This is a genomic window from Succinivibrio sp., from assembly GCF_045124615.1.
Lineage (GTDB): Bacteria > Pseudomonadota > Gammaproteobacteria > Enterobacterales > Succinivibrionaceae > Succinivibrio > Succinivibrio faecicola.
In genome coordinates, this window is sequence record NZ_JBGVMC010000011.1 from 1 (window position 1) to 11,420 (window position 11,420).

Genomic DNA, 11,420 nt, shown 5'->3' on the forward strand with positions numbered 1-11,420 from the left:
GTCGTCAAGAAATACAGCTGTCAGTAACTCGTCCTTGATTTTTAAAATTCTAGACTGCATAGTTAAAAGCTATTTTTGTGTTTCTTCAGCTTCAGCGACTTCACTAGTTTTGGCAGGAGTGTAACCTTTAAGATGGTAAGAACCGTCAAATGCTTGCTCTAATTCTTGATCAGTCATACCTATCTTTTTGTAAAAAGAATAATTTGTCCCTGTGCCGACTTGTATAGATTTTTTGTTTTTTGGGTCAAAAATACATTACATTTTAAGCTGCTATGCAAGTAAAAAAACAAACATCAGCAATACAATCGTGCCTTGAGGAATGAGTTTTGTATGAATACTCAATTGAGCACCATCTAGGAGTTTTTTTTACAAAAAAGAAGTGAAAAAAGATTATCAGGCGTAAACGCTGATTCCAAGTTTAGAGCTGATATTTTCTCTTGCATCCTGATTTAAAACACTTTTGTATGCAGCAATTTTTGAATTCTTTGAATCCATAAGACTGCCGTACTGTCCTTTCATGCTCTCATAATCAGAACTGCTGGCATTGGAACTCTTCTCTTTATAAGAAGATGAAACATCTGCTACTTTGTTTTCTGTAACATTTTGCTTAGGTGCAGGCAACTGATTCTGCTGCTCAAGTCGCTGCAGATTTACAGGATTCTGAATAATCTGGTAACCAGATCCGATTGAGTTTATAGCCATAAATTACCTACCAATACTGACCTATATAGTATAGGTAATTTTAAAGATTATTCAATTTATGCAAATCACAAACTTAGAAAAAGCTTAGTTACTGATCTGATACTTTTTTCCATGTAACTTCGTTTCGCACATATAAAGGCAGTGCTTCTGAAGGATCTAAAGCGTCGCCAGATTCAAACTTTCGTTTGCCTTCCTTTAGAATAAATCTGGCATTAGGATATAAAACAGAAGGCTCTACCCCATTAAAAAGACCTTCTTTTTTAAGATATTCAATACCAGTACCGGCAACAGCACATGAATCAAGTAAGATCCCCAAATCCTTTAGCTTTTGTGCACACTCTGAATATGGAAGAACAACTTCAGAGTCTATTATCCTGATATTGCCGTTTTCGTTTTTATAAACAGCAAGATAAAGTTCATTCATTCTTGCATCAATAGAACTTACGACATATGGAGCATCAGTTTTCTTTGACAGAGCTTCAAGTGCTAGTGCCTCAAGTGAGGTTACAGGTGCAATTTTAAGATCCAAGGCAAGAGCCAGGCCCTGAGCTGTTGATGTTGCAACTCTAACACCAGTAAATGATCCTGGACCTACACAAAGTACTATTCCGTCAAGCTCATTTTTATCAACTAAAGCTTCTTTTAACAAATCATCAATCATTGGAAGAATAAGCTCTGCATGTTTTTGTGGTGCAAGATTGCTCTTGAAAAATTTCTCACCATCTTTGTAAATTGCAACAGAAATATTCTCAGTTGCTGTATCTAATGCTAAAAGTTTCATATAAATTCATATCTCAACTGTTTGTACTTTGATTTAAGAATTGTAATACATCAGAAGCAGTATTGCATACAGTCATTTTAGGAAGAGAGTGTAAAAAGATTTTTCCATATGAGTGACTTAAAATTCTAGGATCGGCTATTACTAAGCCTCCGACATCAGATTCGTGTCTTATAAGTCTGCCAGCGCCCTGTCTTAAATCAATCACTGCCTCAGGTACACATAAATGAGCAAAGCTTTTGTTTTTACCAAATTTTAAATCATAACTCTGACATCTTGCTTTAAATAAAGGATCAGATGGTGATGTAAATGGAAGCTTATCAATAATAACAAGGGATAGTGCTTTTCCAGGAACATCAACGCCTGCCCAAAAAGAAGCAGTTCCAATTAAAATGGCATTACCATTTTTTTTAAATTCCAAAAGCATGTTTGAATTAGACAATCCTCTGTACTGACACAAAACAGCTCGCATTTTTGAGAATTTTTCAATGCATAATTCATAAGCAGTTTTTAATGCACTAACAGATGTGGTTAGCAAGAAAACACCACCATTTACATTGTTTATCAGATCTTCTAGCATGCAAATAATCTTGCTTATTCTTAAAGAATCTTCTGCTTTTGGAAAATCTCTTGAACAAAAGAAAGCAGTCTGCTTTTCGTAATCAAAATTTGATTCAACCTCAATACAGTTAACGCTGCTATTTGCACCTATATCACGTACAAACTTAGTAAACTTATGATCAATGCAGATTGTTGCACTTGTAAATAATGTACTTACATTGTTGCTTTCACATCTTTTAATATAAGAACCAAACTTTTCGTTAATCTCAAGTGGTGTGAGCTGTAGTTTGAATGATTTTTTAGATACCTCAACAGTGCCTACATACTTTTCTGCATTTTCATTATCTTTCTTATCAAGAGTCATCAGATTGACAATGGTAGAAATAGCTTCTGAAAACATATTGATTCTAGATTCAAAAAAGTCTTCATTAAGTGCTTTTTCAGCTATAAACAATTTTTTTGCTGACAGAAATGATGAATACAAATCAATCATTCTCTGTCTGAACTGTTCACATCCTACCTTGTACTCTTCAAAGGGATTGTCGCTTTCAAAATAATCTTCATATTTGTAAAAGTTGATATGAGCCTTAGAGCCATCAGCATAAGGCAGTCTTGTAAGAAGATATGAGTGCATTGAATCAAGACTTTTAATTATCTGATTGTATGCCTCAATTATGTCTTTTACTGGTACATCAGCAAGAGTTTTTACAATGAAGGAAACATCCTCTTGAAAACATTTTTTAAGATATGATGAAACACTAAATGACAGATGCTCTCGTCCAATAGAAGGAAGATCATGAGCCTCATCAAAAACAACAGCTCTGTATTTTGGCAACATGACAGATGGACAAAGAATATTAAAGGGATCTTCAATATCCATTGTTGAGAAAAACAGCGAATGGTTGATAACTACAACCTTTGATGATGTTGCCTTTTTTCTTGCCAGATAGCAAAAACACTCATCGTAGTATTTGCATTTCCTTTTCTTGCAGTACTCACGATGTATTGTTACTTTAGATACTACAGCAGAATCAAACTTTGAGTTTACCTCGCAAAAATCAATTTCATTATCTTTTTGAATTGCAAGATCAGTTTTTTCAACTAATAACTCTAGTTTTGCCATAATTTCAGGTGTGATTACACCTTTTTTAAAATCAGAGTCATCATCAAGAAGTTCTATATCAGATTTTTTTCTCTCATTTTGCTTTGTATTCTTAATTTTCTTTGCACTCTCATCAATATAGTCATCAAGTTTTAATCCATTACTTGATGCAAATTTATTTGACAGTTCATAATATTTGTCTTTGCAAAGATAATTTGAAAATCCCTTTAATGACATGTAATTGTGAGGGATATTAAGAATATTACAGATAGATGGCAGATCTTTTTGAATTAGCTGATCTTGAAGTGCCTTTGATGCTGTAGAAATAAGAATTGTTTTTGATGATAAAAGAGCTGGCAAAAGATAGGCAAAGGTTTTACCTGTGCCAGTACCAGCTTCGCAGACTAAAGATGAGTTTTCCTTTAAAGTCTTCTGATACTCCAATGCCATCTTAAGCTGACCTTCTCTGAAAACGAAATTGTTGTCAGTTCTGGCAATCTTTCCATTTTGACCTAGATATTCTTCAACATCATGAAAAACTGTAAGATTGCAGCTGTTTTCAGGAAAGTCAGACATGTTTTATTTAAAGCCTATATAAGATCTTATCAGTCAATTGTATAGACTACATTAACCTCTGATGATACCTTTACAGGAGCCGGTGTATATTCAGCAACCATGCTCTGCTTTGCAGAATTTACAGCCATGAATCTTGGAGCATGTTCAAGCTGTGAATCTGAAAAACTAATTCTGCAGACACCTTTGACCTTAACATTAAAGCCATGAGCAAGTCTTAATGCCTTTTCCTTAGCATCGGTAATTGCCTTTGCATCAGCAATTTTTTTAATTGCCAAGCGGTCTTTTAGTTCATATGTAAATCCGCCAATCTGTTCAATTCCGGCCTTTAAAGCAAGATCGGTCAGTTTTTCAATCAATGTAAAATCAGAAATCTTGAAAGTAATCTCTCGATTAGCATTGTAACCGTCAAAAACTCTTTTACCGTCATCATAGTTATAAACAGGATACAAGGACAAACTCTGAGAAATAATCTGCTCTTTTGTAAGACCAATCTTTAAAGCACTCTCAATAAGAATAAAAGCTTTTTGCTCTACATTTGCTCTTACTGCCTTTGCATCTTTTCCAGATGATGACGCTACAAAGCTCAAAGAAGCAACATCAGGAGTTGCAGATACACTTGCACTTCCTGTAACAGAGATAGTACCTTCCTCTTCACATGATGTAGCAAATGCTGCGTTTTGAGATATCATCAGTGCAAATACAGGGCAAAGTGCTTTTAAAAGTTTATTATTAATAATTTTTTTCATACAAACTCCTTATTGAAAGGATCTAACTAAGAATCCTTATCCTCATGTCCATAATCAACGTCAATATTCATATTGACAGGATATCCCATGAAGGTCGTTACCTTATTTAAAATACTACAAAAAAGCTCACATTCTTTTTGTGTGTCATAAGCAGCTCCGTGAGCTTCTTTTAAATCAAAGTCAATTCCTGATGCAATACAGGATTTGACAAGAACACTCTGTCCTAAAACAAGCAATGAAAGTGAAGCTGTGTCAAAGACAGAAAAAGGATGAAAAGGACAGCGCTTATAGTTTAAACGATCTGCTGCAGCATAAATAAATGACAGATCAAAATTACCATTATGACCTACAAGAATTGCTCTTTTGCATTTAGCAGCTTTTACTTTCTTTGAAATTGCCTTGAACATAGGAATTAAAGCTTCTTCCTCAGTTTTAAGATCACGGCTTTCATCAAAAGGATCAATTCCTAAAAACTTTATATTAGATTCATTTATATTTGAACCTTCAAAAGGTCTTATGTTTGCCTTAAAAAGCTCATCTGGAACAAATTTTCCATTTTCATCAATTTTCACAGTCATCATTGCAACTTCAAGTAATGCATCCTTTTTAGGATCAAAACCTGCAGTTTCAACATCCACAACAACAGGAAGAAAACCTCTGAATCTTGATTTGATTGAATAATCCTGCTCTGATTGTGAAACACTGTATGATGGTGTACTCTTTGGTGAATTTTCTGAATTTATACTGTCTGACACTTTTTTATCTACTGTAACAAAAAACAAAACAACCTGTATTATTTTACTTCATTTTATAAAATTTAGATATTCAAAATCGCGACTTCAAAAATCCTCCACATATCAAAAATTCAAAAACAAAAATATTTTCAAACGAAATATAGAGATATAACAATGAAATAATCATCTTGTTTTCGTATAATAGAAAAAGTATCAGGCCTTTTTATCGACAAAGAGAAAAATTATGAAAGGAATTCTTCTTGCAGGTGGCAGTGGCACACGTCTTTACCCTCTGACAAAAACAATATCAAAACAGTTATTACCTGTTTATGATAAACCAATGATTTATTATCCTCTATCAACGCTAATGCTTTTTGGTATCAGGGATATTCTTATCATATCAACTCCAAGAGATCTTCCTAATATTGAAAAACTTTTAGGAACAGGAGAAAAACTCGGTCTTAAACTAAGTTATGTAGTTCAAGAAGAGCCAAACGGTATTGCTCAGGCTTTTTTACTTGGCGATGAATTCATAGGCGATGATGATGTTTGCCTGATTCTTGGTGACAACATCTTCTACATGGGTACACAGTTTGGTGAATTTGCGCAGGAAGTTGAAAACAACAAGGGCAAGAGAGCTACAATTTTTGCCTACCATGTAAATGATCCAAAACGCTTTGGCGTAGTTGAATTTGACAAGGATCATAACGTTATCTCTATCGAAGAAAAGCCTGAAAATCCAAAATCAAATTATGCTTCTGTCGGTCTTTATTTCTATCCAAAAGATGTAGTGCAAAAAGCAAAAACTTTAAAACCATCTGCCCGTGGTGAATATGAGATTACAGATTTGAACAACCTTTATCTAAAAGAAAACAGAATGTCTGTAGTTCCTATGAAACGAGGTAATGCTTGGCTTGATGCAGGAACCCCTGACAGCCTTATGGATTCAGGTTCATTTGTTCAGATTATTGAAAAGCGTCAGGGCCTTAAGCTTGCATGTATAGAAGAAATTGCTTACAAGCGAGGCTTTATTGATGATAAAATGATGTGTTCTTTAATTGATGATCTGAAAAACTGCGATTATAAAAACTATTTAATAAAGGTTTTAGAGGAAAAACATGAACTTTATTAAAACTCCTTTACAGGGTGTTTATATCATTGAGCCTAAGGTTTTTACCGATCCTAGAGGCTACTTTTTTGAAAGCTATAAAGAATCAGAATTTGAAAAAGCAGGCATAAAAACAAAATTTGTTCAAGATAATCAGTCTTGCTCAAGTTATGGTGTCATAAGAGGACTACACTGTCAGACAGGTGAACACTGTCAGGCTAAACTTGTGCGTGTGCTGCAAGGTAGAGTTCTTGACGTAGCTGTAGATATCAGACGTGACTCACCAACATTTGGTAAGCACATATGTGTTGAACTTTCTGATGATAATTTCAAACAGCTGTACATTCCTCACGGATTCTTGCACGGATTCTCAGTTCTATCTCAAACTGCTGTATTTGCATACAAGGTAGACAATTTCTACAACAAGGAATCTGAATGGGGTATGAGATATGATGCTCCTGAATTCAATATCGACTGGCAGGTACCACAAGACAAAATCCTAACGTCAGAAAAGGATCGCATTGAGCATTCTCTGTCAGATGTGCCTGATTTTTTTGTTGAAGAATAGAATTAAAAATTTTTTTAGGAAAAACCAATGACAAAATCAATTTTAGTAACAGGTGGTGCAGGTTTTATCGGTTCAAACTTTGTTCCATACTTTTGCAAAAAATACTCTGATTACCACATTATCAATATCGATAAGTTAACTTATGCAGGTGACTTATCAAATCTTACAGAGTGTGAGTATGACTCAAACTACACATTTGTAAAAGGCGATATCTGTGATGAGGATTTAATTGAAGAGCTTTTTACAAAGTATGATATCAGAGGTGTAATTCACTTTGCTGCTGAATCACATGTTGATAATTCAATTAAGGGACCTAAAATCTTCATGCAGACAAACGTAATGGGCACTTTTACCCTACTTGATGCTGCAAGAAGACACTGGATGGATGAGCCATTCAAAGTAAAGGCAGGATATGAGGATGCTCGTTTCCACCATATTTCAACTGATGAGGTATATGGTACCTTAGGCGAAACTGGTTACTTTACAGAAACCACTCCATATGCACCAAACAGCCCATACTCATCATCAAAGGCAAGCTCAGATATGATTGTAAGAGCTTACCACCACACATATGGTCTTAATGTTACAACATCAAACTGCTCTAACAACTATGGTCCAAAGCAGAATCATGAAAAACTGATCCCTCATATCATTGAGAATGCTCTGAACCTTAAGCCTCTTCCTGTATACGGTCAGGGTCTGAATGTTCGTGACTGGTTATATGTTCTTGATCACTGTAAGGCTGTTGATCTGATTTTCCATAAGGGTAAATCAGGTGAGACCTACAATATTGGCGGTCACAACGAAAGAAATAACATTACCATCGTGAACACCATCTGTCAGATGCTTGACAATGAGGTTCCAAGAGAGGACGGCAAGTCATACAAAGAGCTTATCACTTTTGTAAAGGACAGAGCCGGTCATGATTTAAGATATGCAATTGATGCCACCAAGCTTACAACTGAGCTTGGCTGGGTTGCTGATGAAAACTTTGATACTGGTATCGTTAAGACAATCAAATGGTATCTTGAAAAATTCAAAAAATAATCAGTAATCATATGAAGGCTCACTATTATGTGAGCCTATCTTTTTTGCTCAAACAACATCTAATAAAAATCAATTTTTCCTTTCAACCATAAGACATTTGTTCAAAACATTGTGCATAAACTCGCAAATTTGTTCATTAATCAGTTTTTATTAATAATTTTTCTTTTTAAATAACATACTTGCTGTATAATTTCCTTATAAAACAGCATATAAAATTATGCTGACAATAAAAAAATAACTAGTTATGTGGCATAAAGAATAAGCAAAGTACAGTACCATGAAATTGAAAGTAAAATTATTATCCGCAATATGTTTAAGTGTCGTCATTTCAGCTGTAGTGTGCTGTGCCTATAATTTTACTTGTCTTTACAAAAGTGCAATCAAAAATGAATTTGAATCTCAGAAAAAATACAGCATGCTTATTTCAAATGCTCTTGATCTGAGACTTAAAGAGCCAAATTCCCAGATTGAAAAAATTGTTGCTCAGATTGCATTCACTCAGCTTGAAGCTGTAGAAAAATTCCATCAGTTTTATAAAAAACAGGATCTTCTTGATTTTTCAACATTCCAGTATTTTGCAATTTCCAATGCATCAAATCAGCTTTTTGAAGCAAATGAGATCCCAAAAGGTGAAAACTGCCTTGCAATGTTTAAAATTCCTGAGAATAAACAATCAAAGGTAAAAATTGATCTTTTAGCAAAAAAGGTTTCTTTTGATAATCTTTGGTGTACTGTTGATAAGGAACAGGCTTTTTTAGGATATAGAATTTTAAATATTGCTGACAAGAACTTTTTATATCTTCAAAAAATCAATTCATCAGATCTTTATGTAGAAAAGAGCTCTTCTGACAAAATCAAGAATCTTGATATCAAGGCTCTTCTTTATAAAGATGGATATTTACAGGCTAAGAATCCAACAGCTGTTGTAATACTGTCATCAAAAGGAAAAATTTTAAATTCAAATCTCGACAGGAGTGTAGCTGTAAGCTATACAGACAGCATCTTAAAGGATGACTTTAATGAGGCTTTGAAAAACAATCTTATAAAGCAGATTGATCTTGAGAAGACCAAGGATAACAAAGCTAAGATTGTAACAATAAGCTATCTTCAAGAATATGATGTATTTGTTGTAGTTGCAAAAAACAAAGGCCCTATCATTAGAAAGGAAGTTATCTCAATTCTGTTAATTGCAGCTTTATCTTTATCTGTTCTTGGACTTTTGATTTTCGTAATTCTAAAACTGCTCTCTTTTGTACATAAAGATTTAAAGAGTATTGAAAACAATATCAATGTTTTAAAAACAGTTATTCTTGAACCAAAAGAAAAAACTGAACAGACAGTTTCAATGGTTGATAATAACAAATTCACCCTTGAAAAACTTGATAATGTATATTCTGCTGTAGCTGACTATGCTAAAGAAGTAAACAGCTGCATTGAAAAGAAGATTGATGAGCTTAATACATTTTGCCATAACTCTGTAAAAGAAGCTGTAGAGAACAAGGAACTTTCAATGATTAGCTCATTCCACAAGGATATGGCCAGTGCTGGTGCTGATATGCCAAATTCAAAATTCCTTGATATTGCTTCATTTCTTGTTCCTGCAAAGACAGATCCAAAAGCCTTTTACGATATTTTCAGAGTTGATAAGGATAATATCGGTATTATTTTTGGAAAAACATCACAAAGTTCTTTAAAGTCTATCAGTGCTATCAATATTATTACAAGCTTCGTAAAAGATGCACTGACACATAAGAATCTTCTTCCAGCTCAGGCTCTTACAGATGTAAACCATATTCTGATGCAAAGAGATCTTGGTGATCTTAACATCACTTGCTTTGTAATGATTTTAAGTGAGTTCACAGGTAACTTCATCTACTCAATGGCAGGTCTTAACCTACCAACTCTTATTCATCTGCACAAAGAGCAGAAGCTTGAGGCAAAAGCAATTCATGCTGAGCTTTGCACTAATAAGGATGAGACATATATTGATTCAAAAGGTAAATTCACATATCTTGATACTTTGGTATTTGTAAATACAGATATTACAGACATTAAAGATGAACAGGGTAACGAATTTACTCTTGAGAAAATCATGGAAATCTTCACACAAAAAGCTGATGATGAGGCGTCAGATCAGTTAATTTCATTCTATAGAGAACTCAAAAAGCATGCAGGTGCTGAATTTGAGTCTTTGAATAAGGATGTCAGTGCAATAGTTATAAAAAAGAATGCTAACAATAAGGAATTTGAATAACAGATTTCGTTAAACAAAGTACCAAGAGCCTTCAACATTTTGTTGAAGGCTTTTCTTATTTTAGGGCAAAGAATTTTATAAGAAGAAAGTTTAAAGGAACAGTAAACAATAGATTGAAAAAAGGAGCTATATACTTATCTATATCAAACAGAACGATAAAAACATATGAACCTATGTTAGTAAGAACAATACCTGTAAAAAAATATGAGGCATATGTTTTTAGGAGCATATAAAATTCACTTTTAAAAGAAAACTTCTTTGAAATATTAAATACATATCTTCTGTTCCAGTAGTATGACCATGCAACTGACAGAACAAAAGACACAACATTTGCCACATAAAAATCATAGCTAAGCTTAAATGGAGAGAGACAAAGAAGTGTCACTACAATGATAAGATAAGCAATAGCTGTATTTGAAAGACCTACAATACCAAATTTAATAAACTGTTTTACAAGATTATTAAAAGACTCTGACAATGATAATTTCATGATAAATACTATGTGTTAATTTATGATGACTGAATTCTACTCTATACAAGAGAATATTCACAGTGAAAAATATATTGGTGTTTTTTGTACAGCGACAAAAACAATTGCTTTGCTTGCATACTATCGTTTTCACAGTAAAAAATGTGATATACTATACATAGTTGTTTTTATGCAGTTTTTTATTGGCTATAAGACAACTTATTTATTAATCAGACAAAAGTAATTTTATTTTAATTTAAAGAGATAATTATGAGTACTTGCAAAGCATGTTGCGAAAATCAAGGCAGCGAAAAGAAGCGCCTGCGTATTGCAATTCAGAAATCCGGTCGCTTAACAGATGAAACCTTAAAATTATTCAAGAGCAGTGGTATCAAAATTTCTGCAAACCGTGATCATCTACTTGCACATGCTGAGAATCTGCCTATCGACATTCTGCGAGTACGTGACGATGATATTCCAGGTCTTGTTATGGATCATGTCGTTGACTGGGGTATTGTTGGTCAGAACGTTTTAGAAGAAACCACCATGCAACGTGAGCTTGACGGTATGCCTACAGGCTTTAATGAGGTATTAAAGCTTAACTTTGGTGACTGCAGACTTTCTGTTGCTGTTCCTACAGAGCATGAGTGGAAAGGTTTAAAGGATCTTGAAGGTGCTAAGATTGCTACTACATATCCACACCTTCTAAAGAGAGTTTTAAAGCAGGAAGGCGTAAACTTCAAATCCGTTCTTTTAACAGGATCTGTTGAGGTTG

Annotated in this window: 11 protein-coding genes; 5 read left to right on the forward strand and 6 right to left on the reverse strand. The window is 34.0% G+C overall.

Going from position 1 to position 11,420, the window contains the following annotated elements:
* Positions 1 to 393: 393 nt before the first annotated feature.
* From ACJML3_RS00180 to rnt, 5 genes are all read right to left on the reverse strand, one after another.
* Complete coding sequence (locus ACJML3_RS00180) at positions 394 to 702, reverse strand: hypothetical protein (protein ID WP_406019604.1); 309 nt, start codon at positions 700 to 702, stop codon at positions 394 to 396.
* Between the two features lie 88 nt (positions 703 to 790).
* Positions 791 to 1,483, reverse strand: a complete 693-nt coding sequence (tsaB, locus tag ACJML3_RS00185; protein WP_406019605.1) for a tRNA (adenosine(37)-N6)-threonylcarbamoyltransferase complex dimerization subunit type 1 TsaB — start codon at positions 1,481 to 1,483, stop codon at positions 791 to 793.
* Positions 1,484 to 1,496: 13 nt separating this feature from the next.
* Positions 1,497 to 3,719 (reverse strand): ATP-dependent DNA helicase, encoded by a 2,223-nt coding sequence (locus ACJML3_RS00190; RefSeq protein ID WP_406019606.1) that lies wholly within the window; start codon positions 3,717 to 3,719, stop codon positions 1,497 to 1,499.
* A 29-nt stretch (positions 3,720 to 3,748) separates the two neighbouring features.
* On the reverse strand, positions 3,749 to 4,465 hold the full coding sequence (locus tag ACJML3_RS00195) for an SIMPL domain-containing protein (RefSeq protein WP_406019607.1): 717 nt from the start codon (positions 4,463 to 4,465) through the stop codon (positions 3,749 to 3,751).
* Positions 4,466 to 4,491: 26 nt separating this feature from the next.
* Positions 4,492 to 5,139, reverse strand: coding sequence for a ribonuclease T (gene rnt / locus ACJML3_RS00200; RefSeq protein ID WP_406019613.1), 648 nt, complete (start codon positions 5,137 to 5,139; stop codon positions 4,492 to 4,494).
* Positions 5,140 to 5,443: 304 nt separating this feature from the next.
* On the opposite strand from rnt, the gene rfbA reads away from it, so the two are divergent.
* The 4 genes from rfbA (at position 5,444) to ACJML3_RS00220 (ending at position 10,176) form a co-directional block, all read left to right on the forward strand.
* Positions 5,444 to 6,331: a glucose-1-phosphate thymidylyltransferase RfbA gene (rfbA, locus tag ACJML3_RS00205; RefSeq protein ID WP_406019608.1), complete on the forward strand. Its 888-nt coding sequence runs from the start codon at positions 5,444 to 5,446 to the stop codon at positions 6,329 to 6,331.
* Positions 6,318 to 6,875 (forward strand): dTDP-4-dehydrorhamnose 3,5-epimerase, encoded by a 558-nt coding sequence (gene rfbC / locus ACJML3_RS00210; RefSeq protein WP_331853088.1) that lies wholly within the window; start codon positions 6,318 to 6,320, stop codon positions 6,873 to 6,875. Before rfbA ends, rfbC begins: the two co-directional genes overlap by 14 nt.
* 27 nt (positions 6,876 to 6,902) lie before the next feature.
* Positions 6,903 to 7,922 carry a dTDP-glucose 4,6-dehydratase gene (gene rfbB / locus ACJML3_RS00215; RefSeq protein WP_406019609.1) on the forward strand — a complete coding sequence of 340 codons (1,020 nt, stop codon included), beginning with the start codon at positions 6,903 to 6,905 and terminating at the stop codon, positions 7,920 to 7,922.
* A 415-nt stretch (positions 7,923 to 8,337) separates the two neighbouring features.
* Complete coding sequence (locus ACJML3_RS00220; RefSeq protein ID WP_406019610.1) at positions 8,338 to 10,176, forward strand: PP2C family protein-serine/threonine phosphatase; 1,839 nt, start codon at positions 8,338 to 8,340, stop codon at positions 10,174 to 10,176.
* 55 nt (positions 10,177 to 10,231) lie between these two features.
* Here ACJML3_RS00220 and ACJML3_RS00225 read toward each other — a convergent pair whose 3' ends face one another.
* Complete coding sequence (locus ACJML3_RS00225) at positions 10,232 to 10,666, reverse strand: GtrA family protein (protein WP_406019611.1); 435 nt, start codon at positions 10,664 to 10,666, stop codon at positions 10,232 to 10,234.
* Positions 10,667 to 10,915: 249 nt separating this feature from the next.
* Here ACJML3_RS00225 and hisG point away from each other — a divergent pair.
* A partial coding sequence (hisG, locus tag ACJML3_RS00230) for an ATP phosphoribosyltransferase (RefSeq protein ID WP_406019612.1) occupies positions 10,916 to 11,420 on the forward strand: 505 nt, incomplete at its 3' end.

Excerpts from the sequence above, each read along its gene's own strand:
- ACJML3_RS00180 (WP_406019604.1), bottom strand. The coding sequence starts at position 702 with ATGGCTATAAACTCAATCGGATCTGGTTACCAGATTATTCAGAATCCT.
- tsaB (WP_406019605.1), bottom strand. The coding sequence starts at position 1,483 with ATGAAACTTTTAGCATTAGATACAGCAACTGAGAATATTTCTGTTGCA.
- ACJML3_RS00190 (WP_406019606.1), bottom strand. The coding sequence starts at position 3,719 with ATGTCTGACTTTCCTGAAAACAGCTGCAATCTTACAGTTTTTCATGAT.
- ACJML3_RS00195 (WP_406019607.1), bottom strand. The coding sequence starts at position 4,465 with ATGAAAAAAATTATTAATAATAAACTTTTAAAAGCACTTTGCCCTGTA.
- rfbA (WP_406019608.1), top strand. The coding sequence starts at position 5,444 with ATGAAAGGAATTCTTCTTGCAGGTGGCAGTGGCACACGTCTTTACCCT.
- rfbC (WP_331853088.1), top strand. The coding sequence starts at position 6,318 with ATGAACTTTATTAAAACTCCTTTACAGGGTGTTTATATCATTGAGCCT.
- rfbB (WP_406019609.1), top strand. The coding sequence starts at position 6,903 with ATGACAAAATCAATTTTAGTAACAGGTGGTGCAGGTTTTATCGGTTCA.
- ACJML3_RS00220 (WP_406019610.1), top strand. The coding sequence starts at position 8,338 with ATGCTTATTTCAAATGCTCTTGATCTGAGACTTAAAGAGCCAAATTCC.
- ACJML3_RS00225 (WP_406019611.1), bottom strand. The coding sequence starts at position 10,666 with ATGAAATTATCATTGTCAGAGTCTTTTAATAATCTTGTAAAACAGTTT.